Below are 19,285 nucleotides of genomic sequence, written 5' to 3'. Positions count from 1 at the left end.
GGGTGTCGGCCGGGACGTAAAGCGTGATTTGTGGCGCAGGTACACCCACCCACTGTCGAAGCTGCGCACAGGGCGCCTAAATCATGCAGTCCAGGCCGACACCCCACCCCGCCCCCGGCACCGGCCCCCACCCGCAGCCACCGGTCAGTGGATCTGGGTGACGACCACGTCGAGGGACCAGGCCCTGCCCGGCTTCGCGGGGGCTTCGGCCTCCACCGTGAAGCCCAGGTCCCGCAGGGCCGTCACCAGCTCCGCCGGGGACGCGGGGACCGCGCCCGCCGACAGCAGGTCGCGGACCAGGCGGCCCTTGGTGGCCTTGTTGAAGTGGCTCACCACCGACCGCTTCTCCACCCCGTCCACCATCTGGGAGTGCAGCACCCGGACCGTGGCCGTGCGGCCCGCCACCTCCCCCTTGGGCTTCCACGCGGAGGCGTACGCCGAGGACCGCAGGTCCAGGACCAGCCCCTCCCCCGCCGCCTCCGGCATCACCGAGGCCATCGGCTCGCGCCAGAACGCGCCCAGCGCCCCCAGCCCCGGCAGCTTCACACCCATCGAGCAGCGGTAGGAGGGGATGCGGTCCGCGACACCGACCGCTCCCCACAGGCCCGAGAAGACCAGCAGCGATTCCGCGGCCAGGGACGCCGCCGCGGGCGAGAGGGTCGACAGGCCCAGCGCGTCGTAGAGGACGCCCGTGTAGATCTCCCCCGCCGGGCGGGCGACCGCCGTCAACAGCTCCGTGTTCTTGGCGACCTCGCCGCGCAGGCCCTCGCTCAGGCCGAGCACCTCGCGGGCCTTCAGCTCGTCGCCCACGCACAGCTCGACCAGCTCTTCCAGCACGGCGGCCCGCGCGGCGGCCAGCCCCGGCAGCGAGAGCGTCTTCGGCTTCAGCGGTGCGCCGGAGCCGCCGGCGGCCTTTCCTTCGGACGGCGGCAGCAGCACGAGCACGGTGGTTCTCCTTCGGACGGGCACGGCACAGCAGCGGGGGTGCGGCCCCCGACCAGGGTAGACGGCTCGCCGTGCCGCCCGGGCCCACCGGCCATAGGCTCGGCTCATGCCACGCCGTCATATGATCATGACCGGCGCAGACGGGGCTGCTCTACGGGCCGCGCTGCGTGAACTGCGGACGAAGCTGGAGGTGCCGGAGGAGTTCCCGGCGCCCGTACTCGCCGAGGCCGAGCGGGCGGTACGAAACCCCCTCCTGCCGGACTTCGACGCCACCGACATCCCCTTCTTCACGATCGATCCGCCGACCTCACGCGATCTCGACCAGGCCATGCACCTGGCGAAGCGCGCCTCCGGCGGCTACCGGGTCCACTACGCCATCGCCGACGTCGCCGCCTACGTCACCCCCGGCGGCGCGATCGACACCGAGGCCCACCGCCGGGTCACCACCCTCTACTTCCCCGACGAGAAGGTCCCCCTGCACCCGGCCGTGCTCTCGGAGGGCGCCGCCAGCCTGCTCCCCGACCAGACCTGCCCGGCTCTGCTGTGGAGGCTCGACCTGGACGCCGAGGGGCGGGTGGAGAGCACCGGGGTCCGGCGCGCGCTCGTGCGCAGCCGGGCCAAGCTCGACTACGACGGCGTCCAGAAGGCCATCGACGCGGGCACTGCCGAGGAGCCGCTGGCCCTGCTGCGGGACATCGGGCGGCTGCGCGAGGCCTTGGAGACGGAGCGCGGGGGGATCTCGCTGAACGTGCCCGAGCAGGAGATCGTGGAGCGCGGGGGCTCGTACAGCCTGGCCTACCGGGCTCCGCTCCCGGCCGACGGCTGGAACGCGCAGATCTCCCTGATGACCGGCATGGCGGCCGCCGAGCTGATGCTCGCCGCCGGGACCGGCATCCTGCGGACCCTGCCGACGGCCCCCGACGGAGCCGTCGGGCGGCTGCGCCGGGCGGCGAAGGCCCTGCGGATCGAGTGGCCGCACCACGTCCCGTACGCGCAGCTCGTGCGCGGGCTCGATCCGCACCGGCCCGCCCACGCCGCCTTCCTCCAGGAGTGCACCACCCTGCTGCGCGGCGCTGGCTACACGGTGTTCACCGGCGGCGAGACCCCGGACCCCGTGCTGCACGCCGCGGTCGCGGCCCCGTACGCCCACTGCACCGCGCCGCTGCGCCGGCTCGTCGACCGGTGCACGGGCGAGCTGTGCGTGGCGGCCGTCGCCGGGACCGAGCCCCCCGGGTGGGCGCTGGACGCGCTCGACGCCCTGCCGAAGGAGATGTCGGACGGCACCCGGCTGGCGAACTCGGCCGAGCGGGAGTCCGTGGACCTGGTGGAGGCGGCGCTGCTCAAGGACCGCGTCGGGGAGACCTTCGAGGCGACGGTCATCGACGTCAAGGACCGGGAGCCGCTGGTCGGCACGGTCCACCTGGCGGACCCGGCGGTGATCGGCCGTGTCGAGTCCACCTCGGCGGAGCTGCCGCTGGGCGACCGGATCAGGGTCCGGCTGACGGAGGCGGACCCGGGTCGGGCGAAGGTGCTCTTCGCACCGGCCTAGGCGGTGACCGCTCTGGTCATCGCGCCCCGTGACCTGGCATCATCGGCCGACCGCGCGGCATCACCGGCCGCGCAACAGCGGGGGGGAGGGCCCGGACATGGGCTCGGTCGACGCCTTCGACGTACGCGCGATGCCCGCCGCTGCCGCGGGCAGCCGATCGGCGCGCCGCCGCCCGCCGGCCGCCGCCCTGCGGTCGGCCATCATCAACTACACGGGGTTCCACACCGAGTTCACCGCCCCGAGGCGCCGCCTGGAGCTGCCCACCGGCTGCGTGACGCTGGTCTTCAACTTCTCCGAGGGCCTGTGGGTCTCCCGTACGGAGGACCTCGCAGCGGCCCGGCTGCGGCCCGCCGCCGGGGCCATGATCAGCGGCCCGCGCACGGTGCCGGCGATCGGGGTGCACGCGGGGGTCGTGCACGGGCTGGAGGTGAACATGACCCCGCAGGGCTGCTACCGGCTGTTCGGCATCCCGATGTGGCACTTCGAGGACGCCCACGTGGACCTGGTGGAGGTGCTCGGACCGCAGGGCCGCCACCTCACCGAACGGCTCCGGGCGCTCCCCTCCTGGACGGAGCGCTTCGCCCTGCTCGACGCGCTGTTCCACGCCCGCCTCGACGGCGGCCCCTTCACCGCGCCCGAGGTCGACGGAGCCCTCTCCGGGCTCTGGACGGACAGCGGCTCCCTGACCCGGGTGAGCGCCGCGACGGGGTGGAGCGCCCGGACCGTACGGGCCCGGTTCCGCGAGCAGGTGGGCCTGTCCCCCAAGGCCATGGCCCGGGTGTTCCGGCTGCAGCACGCGCTGCGGATGCTGGCGGCGGGAACGGCGGCCGCGCAGGTGGCGGCGGCCTGCGGCTATCACGACCAGGCGCACCTGAGCCGCGAGGTGAAGGCGATGACGGGGCTGCCCCCGTCCCGGTTCGTCCTGCTGCGGTGCGGCCTGGCGCCGGGTTCGGCACTGGACCGGATGGCGGGCCGGGTCAGCAGCGTGATGCTGGCCGGCTAGGCCGCCGCCTCGCCCGCCGGATCGCGGCCCCGGGGCGCGCCTCGGATCGCGTCCCGGGGCGCGGCCGGACCGTGCCGTCCGGCGGCGGCTCCCCCGTTGGATTCCGCCGGACCCCGCCGGCGGGCGTCGGCTCCCGTCGGCGAGCGGTTCGCCCGCCCTGGGCTGAGGACCCCCGTACCCCAGCCCACGGGCGAGCGCTCCGACCCCCTGGTCCTGCATCTGGAGCCTGCCGCCGTGACGGCATCGCGACTCCTCCCCCTTCCGTCCTGCGCCCACCGGCTCCGCCGCTCAGTCGGCTAGACGCGATGCGTCGAGTTATTGAGCGCCGCTCCATCTAGTGGGCTAGACGGCTGGACGAAGATACGCCGCGGCACACATGCCCTGTCAAGGTCCCGCGGGGTGCCCCGGGGGCAATATGACGTGGGTCACTTTCCACGGGGTCCGCTAGCTGGGTAGACGCACTTCGTTGCACTGTGTGGCGAAAGCCATCTAGGCAAGTAGATAATGCCGGGGATGATTTAGTACTGGACTATGAGAGCCAGCAGCAGACGGGAGCAGTGACGGTGATGGGTGAGGAGACCCCCACCGGCCGGCGGGACACCATGGGTGACCGCCTCGGCTTCTTGATCGAGACGATCCATCCGGCGGGCCGCGGTCCGTACACGTACCAAGAGATCGCCGAGGGCACCAAGAAGCTGTCCGGGCCCTCCGTCTCGCACGGCACGGTCCAGACCATCCGCCTGAACAACAACCCGAACCCGGGCATCGACTCGATCCGCGCGATCGCCAACTTCTTCGGCGTCACCGTCGGGTACCTGGCCGACGGCGAGAACGCCCAGGCGATCGAGCAGCGGATCGAGGAGCGGATCATGCGGCTGCGCGAGGAGATGGGCAAGGCCGCCGCGGCCGACGAGTTCGCCCAGGTCCTCGAGGACGAGCAGGTCAAGGCCGCGGCCTTCCGTCTCAGCGGCTTGTCCGCCGGGTCCATGCGGTCCGTCACCGGTTTGATCAAGCAGCTCCGGAAGGCCGAAGGGCTTCCGGATGTGAAGCCCCGGCGCCGCCGCGGCAAGGAGTCCTGAGGCGCGAATCAGCCACGCGCCTCGCCCGAGCAGTCGTATTCCGGCCACCGACCCGTCCTCAGTAAGCCCCTGCCGCGCTTCCGGTTACTCTCAAACCCGATCGGGTGTGCGGACTGGGCGACGACGGGCGGGGAGGGCGACCATGCGCTGGTGGAAGCGCGCCGACGCGGAGTGCGCCGCCGTCGCGGACCGGCTCGCCATCCCCCGGCCGTTCGACCTGGAAGCCTTCTGCGAGGGCATAGCCGCGCAGCGCGGCCGGCCGCTGATCCTGCTGCCCCTCGACGGACCCCCCGACCCGGCCCTGCCCTGCGGGATCTGGCTCGGACTGGACGTCGCCGACCTCGTCTTCTACGACGCCGTCGCGGCCGAGATCCTCAAGGTGCAGATCGTCCTCCACGAGATCTCGCACATGCTGCTCGGCCACGTCGCTCCCGAACTCGACATCCCCGGACAGGCGTCGGACCAGGAGATCGCCCGGGCCTCCGAGCACTTCCAGCGCCTGCTGACGCGTACGCACACGGCCGTCTCCGGACTCGACCGCCCCGAGCTGCCCGTGGCCGAGATCATCCGCACCGAGGCGGCCCGGATCAGGAACGTCGCCCGCATCACCGAATCGATCGACGAGGAACTCGGCCTCGACATCGACCGCCTGGCGCACCTCATGGGGCGGAGCAAGTTCGCCAGCCCGCAGGAGCGGCAGGCCGAGACCCTGGCCACGCTCATCCACGAGCGGGCCGGCCGCTACCACACGACGCAGTCGACCTCCAGTGAGGCCGAGGACCGTCTCGTGCGCCTCCATGACGCCCTCGGGCACCCCGTTCGGAATACGTGGTCGTGAAGTGAAACACCTCGAAATCGCCATCCTGGCCATGCTCTGGACGGTGACGGTCTGGCGCGCCCCCTCCGCCGTCCGCTCGGTCAAACAACGGGCCCTGTGGACGGCGTTCGCCGCCCTGACCGTGTCCATGACGCTCCGCCTCCCCGGCGTGATGCGCACCCTGGACGACTGGGCGGGAGTCAACAACCTCTCCACCCTCTTCAAGCACTGGCTGGGCATGATCGCGGCCGGCGCGGTCGTCGACTTCGTCGTCGCCATCGCCCGCCCGGAGACCGGCCGCCGGCTGCGGGCCCGCCACTACGCCGCCCTGACCGCGATGACGGCCATGGCGGTGCTCTTCGTGTTCTTCGTCCCGCGGCCCCGCGAGATGACCGACTTCTTCGAGGAGACCGCGGGCAACGGCTGGGCCACGGTCTACTACCTCCTCTTCGTCGTCTACCTCGGCATCGCCATGGCCACCGCCACCTGGCTCTTCTGGGGCAGCGCCCGGCACGCCAGCGCCCTGTGGCTACGGACCGGCGTCCGCCTCATGGGCATCGGAACCGCCGTCGGCGTGCTCTACACCCTGCTGCGGGCCGGGTACATCGCGAGCCGCCTCGCGGGCCTCACGGACGACACCAGCGATCCCGCGGTCGACAACGTCACCGACGCCCTGAAGTACCTGGCGATCGGCTTCATCCTCATCGGGAGCAGCATCCCGGCGTTCGGCGTGGCCTGGCGCACCGTCCAGGACGGCCGCCACCACCGGCAGCTCCAGCCGCTCTGGCAGGACCTGACCGCGGTCACCCCCGACATCGTCCTGAAGACCGGACTCCTGCGCAGCCCGCGCCTGCGGCTGTACCGGAGGGTGATCGAGATCCGCGACGCCGCCCTGACCCTCGACGCCTACACGGCCAACGAGCTCCGCGAGCGCGCGCACCGCGCCGCCCTGGAGGCCGGATTCGACCCGGCGACGAGCCCGGCGGCCGAAGCCCTCTGGATGCGGGCGGCCCGCGAGGGCAAGGCCCGCGGCGTCCTGCCGGTCCGCGGCACCCAGGAGCCGGCGGCCACCGTCGGGATCGACGAACTCGACTTCACCACCGAAGTACTGCGACTCATCCAGCTCGCCCGGATCTACCACTCCGCCGTGGCTGACGACTTCCTCACCACGACCAGCCAGGAGGCCACGGCGTGACCGCCACGCTCACCCAGCCCACCGAGTCCCGATCCGCCCGCCTGATCACCGACGGACTCGATCCCAAGACCTGGATCATCGCCGACACCCTCCTGATCGGCTGGCACACCGCCGGCCTCGCCGGGATCGGCTGGGGACTCCTCGGCTGCCTGTTCGCCGCCGTCATCCCGCTGGTCTTCATCAAGTACGGCATCCGGCGCGGCCGCTGGGCCGACCGGCACGTCGGCCAGCGCCAACAGCGCATCACCGTGATGGTGTTCATCATCGGCTCGGTCGCCACCGGCATCCTCCTGATGGCGCTCCTCGGCTCCCCCCGCACGATGATCGCGCTGATCGCGGCCATGCTGGTCACCCTCGCGGCCCTCCTCGCCGTGACCCCCGCCTGGAAGATCAGCGTGCACGCGGCCGTCTCCTCCGGGAGCGTCGCCATGCTCGCCATGACCTACGGGCCCTGGCTGCTGCTCGCCTACCCGCTGGTCGCCGTCGTCGGCTGGTCCCGGGTCGAGCTGAAGGACCACACCCTCGCCCAGGTCGTCGTGGGCGCCGCGGTGGGCGCGGCCGTCGCTGCCACCACCTTCGCGCTGGTCCGCTAGGCAGCCCGTCCCGTAGGCCGCCCGTCCCGCTGTTTTCGCGCCGTGCCGATTTCGACAAGACAGGCGCGCGCCGGCTTGTCACGCTCGGCGCACACGGTCGGCACCGCGGCAGCCCGTCACGGGGGTGCGGGCTGCCGCAGTGCGTCGACCAGTGCGCGGGGCTCGTCCGCGTGGAAGCGGATGACGCGGGCTTCGGCGCGGGCGCCGAGCGGGCGGCGGAAGGCGAGCGGGCGGGTCAGTTCCACGGTGACGGTGGTCTGGCTGCCGACGATCAGGTCGAGCACCCCGCCCTCGGAGAGGGTGACGAGCCGCCCCTCGGGGTAGCGCCGGTCCACCCGGACCGAGGCCACCGCGTCCGGCGGGACGGTCAGGTCGAAGAGGGCTCCGTAGCGGATGCGCAGGGTCCCGTCCGGGCCCACCACGTGCGGCCGGGTGACGCAGGCGGCGTGCAGCGCGAGCATCAGCAGCACCCCGTACACGTCGAGGACGAGCACCACCCGGTGGACGGCCGGCCAGGGGATCAGGAAGGCCAGCGCCACCGTCTCGATCAGCGACACGAACACCAGCCCGTACATCATGGCCGTCTGCGGTCCGGTGTACGGGGCCGCCTGGTCTCCGGGGCGCACCCCGTGCGGCGGCCGCCGCAGCGCCCAGCGGGCCAGCGAGGCGGACGCGCGCAGCTCGTGGAGCACGAGGCGGCGTACGGTGACGGGGACCACGGCCCGTACGGCCTCGCGGCGGGCCGTGCCCGAGTCGGCGCCGCGGGCGCGCGAGGCGGCGTACAGGGAGTACAGGACGCCCGCCTCCAGGAGGAGGACCCCCAGCACCACCGCCTCGGCGACGGCGAGGGCCCAGCCGGGCGGGCGCACTCCGGCGGCCACGCAGACCACCAGCGCCAGCTCCACGGGGAGCACGGCGGCCACCCCCGTCCGTGCCGCGCGGATCGCGCTCATTCCCGGCCCCTCTTCGTTGACCCCACGCTGTCCGTGAAGGCTTCCGTCACCCGGCGGACGACCTCCGCCTGCGCCGGGGCGTACTCGGCGAGCAGGGCCTCCAGGAAGCCCGGCACCGCCTGCGGCCCGCCGGCCCCCTCCGTCGCCGCGATCGCCGCGAACACCTCGGCGGGCACCGCGGCCACCAGTTCCGCGGCGAGCGGCCCGATCCGGGGATCGTCCTCGGCCGCCTCGGCGAGCTCGTCGAGCCGCTCGTACAGCGCGAGCACGGCCGGATCGGCGGCGACCGTCCCGAGCAGGGCGTAGAGCTCCTCCCCCGCGGCGCCCGAGGCGTCGAGCAGGCTCAGGTGCTCGCGGTCGAGCGCGGCGGACGGCGAGGCCGTCGCGGGCGCCTTGGCGAGCAGCTCCGCGAGCGCGGGCGACACGGGCTCGGTCTCCCCGGGCGGGGCGGCGAGCAGGACGGCGAGGCGCCGCCTGCGCTCGGCCAGTTCGGCCTGCTGGCGGGCGAGGTCGGCGTCAAGCTCGGCCAGTACCTCGGCCAGCTCGCGCCCCGCGTCGTCCGCGAGCACGTCGCGCACCTCGTCGAGGCTGAGCCCGAGCTCGGTCAGCCGGCGTACCCGGGCCAGCCGGACGGCGTCGCGCACGCTGTAGGCGCGGTAGCCGTTGGGGCGCCGGTCCGGCTCGGGGAGCAGGCCGACGTGGTGGTAGTGCCGGATCGCCCGGGTCGTGACCCCGACGAGCGCGGCGATCTCTCCGATCCGCATGGATCCAGTAGAAACCCTGCCGCTGCGTCAAGGTCAAGCCGTGATGACGCAGCCGGTACGATGGGCGGCACGACAGACGAGTCGGCCGGGCGGCCGCGTCGGGATCCCCGGATCCCGCCGAGGAACGTCCGGGCTCCACAGGGCAGGGTGGTGGCTAACGGCCACCCGGGGTGACCCGCGGGACAGTGCCACAGAAAACAGACCGCCTGGGGCTTCGGCCCCCGGTAAGGGTGAAACGGTGGTGTAAGAGACCACCAGCGCCTGAGGCGACTCAGGCGGCTAGGTAAACCCCACCCGGAGCAAGGTCAAGAGGGGCCGTTTCCGAACGGCCCTGCGCGAACGTTCGAGGGCTGCCCGCCCGAGTTCGCGGGTAGACCGCACGAGGCCGGCGGCAACGCCGGTCCTAGATGGATGGCCGTCTCCCCGGCGACCGCGAGGTCACCGGGTGACAGAACCCGGCGTACAGGCCGGCTCGCCTGTCGGCGAACAGCCCCCGCATACCCGTTCGTTCGGGGCGGGGGCTTCGTCGTACCGGTAGTGGTGGCGGTGCTCAGGCCTCCCAGTGGGCCCCGTAGCGGGGCCGGTAGGGCTCGATGATCGTCTCGGGGTCGTGGAGCGCGGCCCGGCAGGCGGTACGGGCCCGTGCGCGGGAGGCGCGCTCCGCGAGGTTCGCGGCCACGGACGGGGATGCCGCGAAGGCGCAGCAGTACCGCCAGCTGTCGAAGGCGCGCCGGACCTCCCGCGGTTGCGGACGCCGGCCCTCCTTCGCCGCGGTACGGAGCTCGGCGGCGGAGTAGCGCAGGGTGCGCAGGTCCACTCGGCGCCAGGGGCCGGGGAATCCGGCGTGGCGCAGGGCGAGCGCGTCGCGCTCCGCGCGCCGCTGCACGGCGTACGGGGTGCGCTCGGCGGGAATGTGATGGGCGGTGCGGGACACGGAGAGCCTCCAGTCGCACCCCAGGGCCTTCCTGGGGGTGCTACTGGAAGCCGGACGGGTACAGCTGCACGGGCGGCCCCTCCTCCTGTCCTCACGTGACACCGTTCTACCAAACGGCGGCGCACCGCGGCTCGGGGATTTACGGGAAGGCCCCCCCGCCCGGTCAGGGCGGGGGGCCTCGTCGTGCGGCCGGACGCGGTGGCTCAGCGCAGGTGGGACGTGTCGTTCAGGAGGCGGACCGAGGCGTTGCCGTCGGCGTAGTAGGCGACCGCCGACAGGGAGGCCGCCGACAGCTCCATGCGGAACAGGGCCTCCGGCGGGGCGCCCAGCGCCAGCCGGACCAGGATCTTGACCGGGGTCACGTGCGAGACCAGCAGGACCGTGCGGCCCGCGTGCTCGGCGAGCAGCCGGTCCCTGGTCGCCGAGATGCGGCGGGTGGCCGAGGCGAAGCTCTCGCCGCCGCCCGTGGGGGCGGCCCTCGGGGAGTCCAGCCACGCCTGGAGGTCCTCCGGGTAGCGCTCGCGCGCCTCCGCGAAGGTCAGCCCCTCCCAGGCCCCGAAGTCGACCTCGCGCAGCCCCTCTTCGACGGTGACGGTGAGCCCGAGCCGGTCGGCGACGGCCTGCGCGGTCTCCCGGCAGCGCCGCAGCGGGGAGCTGATCACCGTCTGCACGGTGCCGCGGGCCGCCAGCGACTCCGCGACCGCGGCGGCCTGGCGGCGGCCCGCCTCGGAGAGCTCCGGGTCGCTGCCGCCGCTGCCGGAGAACCGCTTCTGCGGGGTCAGCGCGGTCTCTCCGTGGCGCAGCAGCACGAAGGTGGCGGGGGTCCCCATGTCGGGGCCCCAGCCCTGTCCCGCCGCGGGGGCGGGAGTGGCGCCGGTGGCCGTGTCGGCCAGGTCCCGCCCGGAAGCCGGGGCCTGGGCCGGGAGTTCCGCCGGGTCCCCGAACAGGGTGTCGGCGCCGGCCGGTGCGGAGCCGGTCGTCCCGCCCGCAGCAGCGCCCGCACGGGTCCGCGTACCACCGCCGGAGGCCAGCGCGGCCCGGACGGCCGCGGCACCCTTCGCCGCGTCACCCGGAGGGCCCTGCGGGGACGCCGGCGCGTCCAGGGCGGCCGACGAGTGGGACGGCTCCCACTGCTTGCCGCGCTTGCCCGCGTCCATCGCCTCGTTCGCGAGCCGGTCCGCGTGCTTGTTCTTCTCCCGCGGGATCCACTCGTACGTCACCTGCGCGCGCGGCATGGCCTTCGCCGCCTCCGCCGCGAGCGGCTTCATGTCCGGGTGCTTGATCTTCCAGCGCCCCGACATCTGCTCGACGACGAGCTTGGAGTCCATGCGTACGAGGACCACCGCGTCCGGGTCCAGCTCGCGGGCGGCCTTCAGCCCGGCGATGAGGCCCTTGTACTCGGCCACGTTGTTCGTCGCGACGCCGATGTACTCCGCGCGCTCGGCCAGCGTCTCGCCCGTCACCGGGTCGAGGACGACGGAGCCGTAGCCGGCGGGCCCCGGGTTGCCCCGGGAGCCGCCGTCGGCTTCCACAACGAACCGCGGCATCAGATGCCCGCGTCGGCCATGCGGACCAGGATGCGGCCGCAGCTCTCGTGCCGGACGACCTGGTCGCGGGCGGCGGCCTTGATCTCGTTGACCTCGGCGAGGTCGAGCTCCAGGCGGCAGCCCTCGCAGCGGCGCTGCGACAGGCGGGCGGCGCCGACGCCGCCCTGCTTCACGCGGATCTTCTCGTACAGGGCGATCAGCGCGGCCGGCATCGTGGTGACGATGACTTCGCGGTCCTTGGCGATGCCGGCGACCTCGGCGTCGATCTCGCCGGTGGCGGCGTCGCGGCGCGCGGTGGCGTCGACGAGCTTGGCCTCCAGGGAGGCGACCCGGTCGGTGAGCTCGGTGACGCGCTCCTGCGCACCCTCCAGGCGCTCCATGACCTCCAGGACCACGTCCTCCAGGTCACCCTGGCGCTTGGCGAGGGAGACGACCTCGCTCTGCAGGTTGGCCAGGTCGCGGGCGGAGATGCCGACGCCGGTGTCCAGGCGGGCCTGGTCGCGGGCGGCGCGCTGGCGCACCTGGTCCACGTCCTGCTCGGCCTTGGTCTGCTCGCGGGCGGCGTCGGTGGCCTGCGTCTGGGCGGCGACGAGGAAGTCGCGCTGCTGGGCCAGGTCGCTGGTCAGCGAGTCGACCTCGGCGTGCTCGGGCAGCATCTTGCGCTTGTGGGTCAGCTGAGACAGCCGGACGTCCAGGGCCTGGACGTCGAGAAGTCGGATCTGGTCGGCGGGCTCGGCGTTCAGTTGGGGGCTCCAGGGTGAGAAGGGGATGTCACGGACGGCGCGTGCGCCGTCCACGGGTCGGTGGCCGTGCGCGAGACGTGGGTCCGCAGACCCCAGCCGTTGCGCTCGGAGATGGCGTCGAGCTGGGCCGCGGCCTGCTCGCACCAGGGCCATTCGGTGGCCCAGTGGGCGGCGTCGACGAGGGCGAGCGGACTCTGCTCGCGGGCCTCGGACACCGGGTGGTGGCGCAGGTCGGCGGTGACGTACGCGTCGGCACCGGCGGCCCGGACCTGCGCGAAGAGGCTGTCGCCGGAGCCGCCGCTGACCGCGACGGTACGGATCATCGCGTCGGGGTCGCCGGCCACCCGGATGCCCTGCGCGGTCGGCTGGAGCCAGGCGGCGACGCGCGCGGTGAACTCGCGCAGCGTCTCGGGGCGGTCCAGCTCGCAGAGGCGGCCGAGGCCCCGGCGGCCGGCGGGGTCGCTCGGGTCGGGGACCAGCGGGCCGGTGACGCGCAGGTCGAGGGCGCCGGCGAGGGCGTCGGAGACGCCCGGGTCGGCGGTGTCGGCGTTGGTGTGGGCGACGTGCAGCGCGATGTCGTTCTTGATCAGCGTGTGCACGGCCCGGCCCTTGAAGGTGCCGGCGGAGACGGTGGTGGTGCCCCGCAGGTAGAGGGGGTGGTGGGTGACGAGCAGGTCGGCACCCAGCTTCACCGCTTCGTCGACGATCTCCTGGACGGGGTCGACGGCGAACAGCACCCGGGAGACCTCGGCGTCGGGGTCGCCGCAGACCGTGCCGACGGCGTCCCACTCCTCGGCCCGCGAGGGGGGCCACAGAGCGTCCAGCGCGGCGATGACTTCAGAGAGACGGGGCACAGGCCAAGGCTACCGTCCGTGGCGACCGGCGACTCCGCCGCGAGGCGGTCGCGGCGCCCCGGCCCGCGCGCTCCGCGCTTACTTGACCAGGAACGTGCGCAGGTCGTCCAGGACCTTGTCGGCGGCGGTCACGCCGAGGCCCAGGTACCAGGTCTCGTCCGGGACGTCCTTGGCCCGGCCCTGCTTCACGGCCTCCAGGCCCTTCCACAGCGGGTTGGCCTCGGCGGAGTCGCGCTTGGTCTTGTCCTTGGCCCCGTAGACGCCGGTGAAGATCCAGTCGGCGGCGGCCTCGTCCATGCGCTCCGGGCTGATCTCCACCGCGAGGTCCTCGGCCTGCTGGTTCTGCGGGCGCGGGATGCCGGAGTCCTTCAGGATCGTGCCGATGAAGGAGGCGCCGGCGTAGAGCCGGGTCTTGCCCGGCATGTAGCGCAGCATCGTGACGGTCGGCTTCTTCTCGCCGAGGTCCTCGCCGAGCTTCGCCGCCTTGGCCTGGTAGGCGTCGAGCTTCGCCCTGGCCTCGGCCGTCTTGTCGAGGGCGGCGGCGTTGAGGAGGTAGTTCTCCTTCCACGGGAAGCCGGGGCGGATGGAGAAGACGGTCGGGGCGATCTTCGAGAGCGCGTCGTACTTGTCCGCGGAGCGGAGCTGGCTGCCGAGGATCAGGTCGGGCTTGAGGGCGTTGATCGCTTCGAGGTTGAGGTTGTTGATGGTTCCGACGGACTTGGGCTCTCCGGCGTCCTTCTTCAGGTAGCCGGGGATGCCCTCGTCGCCCTCGGTGGGCGCGTAGCCGACGGGCCGCATGCCGAGGGAGACGACGTTGTCGAGCTCGCCGACGTCGAGGACGACGACCCGCTTGGGCGCGGCCTCGATCTCGGTGGAGCCCATGGCGTGGGTGACCGTGCGCGGGAACTGCCCCGCGGCCGCGGTGGTCCCGAAGGCCGCCGTCTTCTTCGCCGCGTCGGAGAAGTCCTTGCCGCCCTGGGCGGCGGCCTTCTTCTCGGTGCCTCCGGCCGGGGCCTCCTTGCCCGGCGTCGCGGCCTTGTCGTCCTGGCCTCCGCAGGCGGTGAGGACGAGTGCGGCGGCAGCGGCCAGGGCGACGGCGGCGACGGAGCCACCTCGGGGCGTGCGGCGTCGGAGGGGCATGGGACGTCTCCTGAGGGTGGGGAGCGGGCGAAAGACTGAAAGATCTGCACAAGCGGGTTAGGTGTGCCTAACCAGGCCCCTCACCCTAAACGCCCCGATATCGCACAGCACAATCGCCTCCTCCTTCACAGCCGAATCGCCGCCCCGCCACCCGTATGTGTGAAGCGGCGATTGTCGCGTTGTCCAGGGGGAAGCGCGATCACTACGTTCCTCGGCGGAGGTAACCGCAATGACTGTGTGTGCCATCGAGAAGACCAGCGCGACCCCGTTCACCATCGCCGCGGACGGGTCCTACGCCGCCCGGCTGGCCGGGGACGGGGAGGCCCGTTATCCGGAGCGCTGGACGCTGACCGGGCCCGAGCCGTACGCGGTGCCCCTGCCCCTAGCGCAGCCCGAGGAGGCCGACAGCGAGGTGCTGCCGCTGGCCGACGGGCGGGTGCTGATCCACCGTCGGGTGGCGGAGCGGCACGCCTTCGCCCTGCTGTACCCGACGGGCGGCGGCGAGGCGGGCGCCGGGCCCCGGACCGGAGAGCTGCAGCTCGGTGCGATCCCGGCGGTCGACGGCGTACGGGTCACCCTGCTGCCCCCGTCACCGGACGGGCACGGGGCCTTCGCCCTGGCCGTGGGGGCCGCCTCGACCACGGTGTGGCAGGTGGCCGGTGTCCCCTTCGGGCCGGAGCGCGTCGCCCGGATCCCGGGGCGCTGCTCGGGCGGGGTCTGGCTGGACCGGACCGGCCGGCTGCTGGCGCTGGACCGCGAACTGGACGGCCCGGACGGACCGGTGACCAAGGCCGTGGCCGTGGACCTGCGGCGGGCCGGGGAGATCTCGCCGCTGCTCCAGATCGCGGAGGCCAGCAACGACCGGCTGCTCCTGGCCGATCCCGACAGCGGGCTGCTGCTGATCCGCTCGGACGCGCCGGGCGAACCCCGGCTCGGCTGGGGGGTCCTGGGCAGTGCCCGCCCGGTCCGCTTCCCGGAGTGCCTGCGGGCCGTCGGGGCCACGGCGACGCCGTTCGCGGTGCAGCCGGGGCAGGTGCTGATGCCGGAGAGCTGCGGGGTGGCCCTGCGGGTGGACGAGGCCGGCGACGGCTACGGCGGCTCCGTGGCCGGGCTGGCCCTGTGGCGCCCCGCCGACCGGCACGTGTTCCGGCTCGGCGCCCCGGCCGGCTGGCTCGGCGCGACGGGCCGCTGGACCCCGGAGGGCCGCCTGCACCTCCCGTACGCCACCCCCGAAGTGCCGTGCGGCCTCCTGGGCATGACCCTCCCGGTCGCCCCGCCCCCGCCCATCCGCCTGGACCCCATCCCCCTCCCGCCCGCACCCGCCCGACCGATCCCGTTGCAGCAGGCCCCGCTGGGGTGAGCGACGACGCCGGGCCCGGGGTTCGACACCCCGGGCCCGGCGCTCGCGTACTGGCGTACTGGCGTACTGGCGTATCCGTTGTATCCGTTGCAGCCGTCAGCCGTCGTGCTTGAGGCCGAGGACTTCGGCCGCCGCGAAGGTCTCGTTCGGCGGGCGGGAGTCGTAGTGCGGGGTGAGGACTTCGTCGAGCTCCTCGTAGGAGAAGGACTCCTTGGTGGTGTCGAACTTCGCCGCCACCTTCGGGCGCTCCATGACGACCACGATGCCGCCGTGGACGACGAACAGCTGTCCGTTGGCCTTCGCCGAGGCCGGTGAGGCCAGGTAGCCGACCAGCGGGGAGACGTGCTCGGGGGCGAGGGCGTCGAGCTTGCCCTCCTCCGGGACCTGGAAGCCCGCGAAGACGTCCTCGGTCATCCGGGTCCGGGCGCGCGGGCAGATGGCGTTGGCCGTCACCCCGTACTTGGCGAGCGCCAGGGCGGTGGACGTGGTCAGGCCCACGATGCCGCCCTTGGCCGCCGCGTAGTTGGGCTGGCCGGCGGAGCCGCCGAGGAAGGCCTCGGAGGAAGTGTTGATGATCCGGCCGTAGACCGGTCCGCCGGCCGCCTTGGAGCGTTCGCGCCAGTGCACGGAGGCGAAGTGGGTCGTGTTGAAGTGGCCCTTGAGGTGGACCCGGATGACCGAGTCCCACTCCGGCTCCGACATCGAGAAGACCATCCGGTCGCGCAGGATGCCCGCGTTGTTGACCAGGATGTCGAGCTTGCCGAAGCTGTTCACCGCAAGCTCGACCAGCTCGCGCGCCTGCTCAAAGTCGGCCACGTCGCCCAGGTGCGCCACCGCCTGTCCGCCCGCGGCCCGGATCTCCGTCGCGACCTCCTCCGCCGGGGCGGCCGAGGCCTCGCCGGAGCCGTCGCGGCCGGGCTGCCCGAAGTCGTTGACGACCACGCTCGCGCCGAGCCGGGCGAGTTCGATCGCCTCGGACCGGCCGAGGCCGCGGCCCGCCCCGGTGACGATGGCGACGAGTCCCTCAAGTGGCAGTGACATCCGTACGGTTCCTCTCGAAACGGGTCAGAGTTCGATGCAGGTGCGCAGGGCCACGCCCGTACGCATCTGGTCGAGCGCGTCGTTGATCTCGGCGAGCTGCACGCGGTGCGTGATCAGGCCCGCCAGGTCCACCCGGCCGGCCCGCCACAGCGCGATGGTGCGCTCGTAGGAGCGGAGCACGTCGCCGCCGCCGTACATCGACGGCAGGATCTTCTTCTCGTCGAAGAAGAGGGAGAACATGTTGATCGAGTAGTTGTCGTCGAGGGCGCCCGCGCCGACCACGACGACGGAGCCGCCGCGGCGGGTCATGTCGTAGGCGGTCTTCGTGGTCGCGGACTTGCCGACGACCTCGAAGACGTAGTCGAAGCCCTCGCCCGCGGTGATGCGGTTCTTGGCGTCGGCGAACTCCTCCGGGGAGACCGCCTCGGTGGCGCCGAAGCGCAGTGCGGCCTCGCGCCGGGAGGCGACCGGGTCGACGGCGATGATCTGGGCCGCGCCCTGCACCTTGGCGCCCTGGATGACGGAGATGCCGACGCCGCCGCAGCCGATGACGGCGACCGAGGAACCGGCCTCCACCTTGGCGGTGTTGATGGCCGCGCCGAGTCCGGTGGTGACTCCGCAGCCGATCAGGGCGGCGATGTCGAAGGGCACGTCGTCGGGGATGGGTACGGCGCAGCCCGCCGGGACCACCATCTCCTCGGCGAAGGTGCCGGTGCCCGCGAAGCCGAAGATGCTGCTGTCGCCGCGCTGGAAGTTGGGGGTGGCCACGTTGCCGAAGGCCTCCAGGCACAGGTGGCCCTGGCCGCGCCGGCAGGAGGGACAGTGGCCGCAGGGCGGGAGCCAGCAGACCAGGACCCGGTCGCCGATCTTGTGGCTGGTGACGCCGTCGCCCACGTCGGTGATCACGCCGGAGCCCTCGTGGCCCGGGATGAAGGGGGCGGGCTGCGGGAGGACGCCGCTCATCGCGGAGAGGTCGGAGTGGCACAGGCCGGTGGCCTTGATGCGGATCTTGACCTTGCCGGGGCCGAAGCCCACGGCCTGCATGTCCTCGACGACTTCGAGCTTGTCCTGGCCTATCTCGCTCTGGAGTGCTGCGCGCACGGTGCGGCTCCTTCTGTGGGTGTGCGGGTTTCTCGCGTGCTTCGGCTGCTCCGGCTACTGCGTCCGGCTCAGCCGTGTTCGACGACGGTGTCGGCGAGGACCGGGGCGTCGTCCCGGTCGGCGGCGCTCACCGTGACGAGGACCCGGCCGGGCTCCTGCCACATCCGGATCCGCAGGGTCTCGCCGGGGAAGACGATCCCGGCGAAGCGGGTGCGGTAGGAGCGAACGCGGGACACGTCGCCGTCCAGGACGGTGTCGACCACGGCCTTCAGGGTCATGCCGTACGAGCACAGGCCGTGCAGGATCGGCTGGTCGAAGCCGGCCATCTTGGCGAACTCGGGGTCCGCGTGGAGCGGGTTCCAGTCTCCGGAGAGGCGGTACAGCAGCGCCTGCTCCTCGCGGATCTTCCGCTCCTCGATCCGGTCGGGCGCCCGCTCGGGCTGCTCGGCCTTGACGGAGGGGCCGCGGTCGCCGCCGAAGCCGCCTTCGCCGCGCACGAAGATCGACGCGTCGGAGGTCCACAGCGGCCCGTCGGCGTCCGCGACCTCGGTGCGCAGGACGATCACGGCGGCCTTGCCCTTGTCGTAGACCGCGGCGACCTTGGCGGTGGAGGCGGCCTGCCCCTTGACCGGGATGGGCCGGTGCAGCTCGATGGACTGGCTGCCGTGGAGCACGTTGGCGAGGTTGACCTCGATGCCCGGGGCGGCGAGGCCGCCCATCATGGCCATGCCGGCGCCGGCGACGGTCGCGAAGCTGGGGAGCACGTGGAGCTTGGACTCCAGGGTGTAGCGCAGCTCGTCCGGGTCGGTGGCGGCCCCGGGGTTGTTCGGGGAGGTCCCCGCGCCGAGTCCGAGGTGGTAGAGCTGGATGTCCTTGTGGTCCCAGGCGATGTTCCCCTGGCGGGGTTCGGCGGCGAGGGCCTTGGCGGCATCGATCGGCATGGGCGTGCTGCTCCCTGTGTTGGAAACACCGTCTTTGGGGCACCGGCTGTGTGGCACCGGTCGTGAACCGGCCGTACGGCACCGACTGCGGAAGCGCGGCGCCTTGGAAGACCTCGGCGCGGCCGTCCGCACCGTCGGCCGCACCGAGGTCGTATGCGGGACCGGCGCCTAGAACGCGTTCTAGGTTGCCGGTGAGGGAATGTATAACGCACGCCCCAGCACTTGGGAAGAGTCCTGACTCCCCGTCAGGCTCACTTCGTCCGCGGCGCGTTGCGCGGGCAGGCGGCCCTTCGCCCCTACCCTGGCCGGGTGGATGAGATGCCCGTTTCCCTGCCCCCCGCCCGATCCCTGCGGGTGCTCCTGGACCCGCCCAACCCGGCCCTGGCGGTCCTCCTCGGCCTCCAGCCGGACATCGAGGTCGTGACTTCGGCGCTCGCCCGCCCGGCGGTGGCGCTGACGGAGTCGGTGGACCGCGTCCCCGTGCTCCTGGCGGATGATCCGGAATGCCGGATCCTGGTGATGACGGGCTCCGCCCATCCGGGCCTGCCGGAGGCCGCGCTCGCCGCCGGCGCGGCGGGTCTGGTGCTGCGGGACGGCCCCGTCGAGGACCTCGCGGACGGCATCCGCCGCGCCTCCCGGGGGGAGTCGGTGGTCGACCCGGCGCTGGCGGCCCCACAGGCGCCGCAGGCCTCGTAGGCCCTGCCGCCTGCCGGACATGCGCCCGCC

At 73.1% G+C, this 19,285-nt stretch carries 19 protein-coding genes and 1 other RNA gene; 9 read left to right on the top strand and 11 right to left on the bottom strand.

What is annotated here, in order from left to right; all coding sequences use genetic code 11:
• Nucleotides 1-144: 144 nt before the first annotated feature.
• On the bottom strand, nt 145-945 hold the full coding sequence (gene yaaA / locus AC061S_RS28685) for a peroxide stress protein YaaA (protein ID WP_478688780.1): 801 nt from the start codon (nt 943-945) through the stop codon (nt 145-147).
• A 106-nt stretch (nt 946-1,051) separates the two neighbouring features.
• Here yaaA and AC061S_RS28680 point away from each other — a divergent pair, with 106 nt between their 5' ends.
• The 6 genes from AC061S_RS28680 (at nt 1,052) to AC061S_RS28655 (ending at nt 7,181) form a co-directional block, all read left to right on the top strand.
• A complete protein-coding gene (locus tag AC061S_RS28680; protein ID WP_478688779.1) occupies nt 1,052-2,494 on the top strand; it encodes an RNB domain-containing ribonuclease in 1,443 nt (480 codons plus the stop codon).
• A gap of 97 nt (nt 2,495-2,591) precedes the next feature.
• Nucleotides 2,592-3,497, top strand: a complete 906-nt coding sequence (locus tag AC061S_RS28675; RefSeq protein WP_478688778.1) for a helix-turn-helix domain-containing protein — start codon at nt 2,592-2,594, stop codon at nt 3,495-3,497.
• 566 nt (nt 3,498-4,063) lie between these two features.
• Entirely contained in the window at nt 4,064-4,576 is a 513-nt protein-coding gene (locus AC061S_RS28670; RefSeq protein WP_478688777.1) for an XRE family transcriptional regulator, read from the top strand.
• 142 nt (nt 4,577-4,718) lie between these two features.
• Nucleotides 4,719-5,414 carry a hypothetical protein gene (locus AC061S_RS28665; RefSeq protein ID WP_478688776.1) on the top strand — a complete coding sequence of 232 codons (696 nt, stop codon included), beginning with the start codon at nt 4,719-4,721 and terminating at the stop codon, nt 5,412-5,414.
• 1 nt (nt 5,415) lies between these two features.
• Nucleotides 5,416-6,588 carry an MAB_1171c family putative transporter gene (locus tag AC061S_RS28660; protein ID WP_478688775.1) on the top strand — a complete coding sequence of 391 codons (1,173 nt, stop codon included), beginning with the start codon at nt 5,416-5,418 and terminating at the stop codon, nt 6,586-6,588.
• The gene (locus tag AC061S_RS28655) at nt 6,585-7,181 is read left to right on the top strand and encodes a hypothetical protein (RefSeq protein WP_478688774.1); all 597 of its coding nucleotides are present in this window, start codon (nt 6,585-6,587) and stop codon (nt 7,179-7,181) included. Before AC061S_RS28660 ends, AC061S_RS28655 begins: the two co-directional genes overlap by 4 nt.
• A gap of 116 nt (nt 7,182-7,297) precedes the next feature.
• Here AC061S_RS28655 and AC061S_RS28650 read toward each other — a convergent pair whose 3' ends face one another.
• Nucleotides 7,298-8,134 (bottom strand): hypothetical protein, encoded by an 837-nt coding sequence (locus AC061S_RS28650; protein ID WP_478688773.1) that lies wholly within the window; start codon nt 8,132-8,134, stop codon nt 7,298-7,300.
• Nucleotides 8,131-8,898: a MerR family transcriptional regulator gene (locus tag AC061S_RS28645; RefSeq protein ID WP_478688772.1), complete on the bottom strand. Its 768-nt coding sequence runs from the start codon at nt 8,896-8,898 to the stop codon at nt 8,131-8,133. The genes AC061S_RS28650 and AC061S_RS28645 overlap by 4 nt, the downstream gene beginning before the upstream one ends.
• Nucleotides 8,899-8,975: 77 nt before the next feature.
• On the opposite strand from AC061S_RS28645, the gene rnpB reads away from it, so the two are divergent.
• Nucleotides 8,976-9,377, top strand: an RNA gene (gene rnpB, locus AC061S_RS28640) — RNase P RNA component class A.
• 71 nt (nt 9,378-9,448) lie between these two features.
• On the opposite strand, the gene AC061S_RS28635 is transcribed toward rnpB, so the two are convergent.
• The 5 genes from AC061S_RS28635 to AC061S_RS28615 all read right to left on the bottom strand — a co-directional run bounded on the left by AC061S_RS28635 (nt 9,449) and on the right by AC061S_RS28615 (nt 14,116).
• Nucleotides 9,449-9,832, bottom strand: coding sequence for a hypothetical protein (locus AC061S_RS28635; protein WP_478688771.1), 384 nt, complete (start codon nt 9,830-9,832; stop codon nt 9,449-9,451).
• Nucleotides 9,833-10,035: 203 nt separating this feature from the next.
• Nucleotides 10,036-11,379, bottom strand: a complete 1,344-nt coding sequence (locus AC061S_RS28630; RefSeq protein WP_478688770.1) for a bifunctional RNase H/acid phosphatase — start codon at nt 11,377-11,379, stop codon at nt 10,036-10,038.
• On the bottom strand, nt 11,379-12,122 hold the full coding sequence (locus AC061S_RS28625; RefSeq protein ID WP_478688784.1) for a zinc ribbon domain-containing protein: 744 nt from the start codon (nt 12,120-12,122) through the stop codon (nt 11,379-11,381). The genes AC061S_RS28630 and AC061S_RS28625 overlap by 1 nt, the downstream gene beginning before the upstream one ends.
• A complete protein-coding gene (locus AC061S_RS28620; RefSeq protein WP_478688769.1) occupies nt 12,119-12,976 on the bottom strand; it encodes a Nif3-like dinuclear metal center hexameric protein in 858 nt (285 codons plus the stop codon). Before AC061S_RS28620 ends, AC061S_RS28625 begins: the two co-directional genes overlap by 4 nt.
• A 78-nt stretch (nt 12,977-13,054) precedes the next feature.
• A complete protein-coding gene (locus AC061S_RS28615; protein ID WP_478688768.1) occupies nt 13,055-14,116 on the bottom strand; it encodes an ABC transporter substrate-binding protein in 1,062 nt (353 codons plus the stop codon).
• 229 nt (nt 14,117-14,345) lie between these two features.
• Here AC061S_RS28615 and AC061S_RS28610 point away from each other — a divergent pair, with 229 nt between their 5' ends.
• Nucleotides 14,346-15,476, top strand: coding sequence for a hypothetical protein (locus AC061S_RS28610; protein WP_478688767.1), 1,131 nt, complete (start codon nt 14,346-14,348; stop codon nt 15,474-15,476).
• 96 nt (nt 15,477-15,572) lie between these two features.
• On the opposite strand, the gene AC061S_RS28605 is transcribed toward AC061S_RS28610, so the two are convergent.
• The 3 genes from AC061S_RS28605 to AC061S_RS28595 all read right to left on the bottom strand — a co-directional run bounded on the left by AC061S_RS28605 (nt 15,573) and on the right by AC061S_RS28595 (nt 18,559).
• A complete protein-coding gene (locus AC061S_RS28605; protein ID WP_478688766.1) occupies nt 15,573-16,517 on the bottom strand; it encodes a 3-oxoacyl-ACP reductase in 945 nt (314 codons plus the stop codon).
• Between the two features lie 24 nt (nt 16,518-16,541).
• Complete coding sequence (locus tag AC061S_RS28600) at nt 16,542-17,618, bottom strand: Zn-dependent alcohol dehydrogenase (protein WP_478688765.1); 1,077 nt, start codon at nt 17,616-17,618, stop codon at nt 16,542-16,544.
• Nucleotides 17,619-17,686: 68 nt separating this feature from the next.
• Complete coding sequence (locus tag AC061S_RS28595) at nt 17,687-18,559, bottom strand: MaoC/PaaZ C-terminal domain-containing protein (protein ID WP_478688764.1); 873 nt, start codon at nt 18,557-18,559, stop codon at nt 17,687-17,689.
• Between the two features lie 318 nt (nt 18,560-18,877).
• On the opposite strand from AC061S_RS28595, the gene AC061S_RS28590 reads away from it, so the two are divergent.
• Nucleotides 18,878-19,255 (top strand): response regulator, encoded by a 378-nt coding sequence (locus AC061S_RS28590; RefSeq protein ID WP_478688783.1) that lies wholly within the window; start codon nt 18,878-18,880, stop codon nt 19,253-19,255.
• Nucleotides 19,256-19,285: the final 30 nt, after the last annotated feature.

The organism is Streptomyces sp. CA189 (assembly GCF_056428985.1).
The sequence above is the reverse complement of the archived record's forward strand: the minus strand, read 5'-3'. Positions and strand labels throughout refer to the sequence as shown.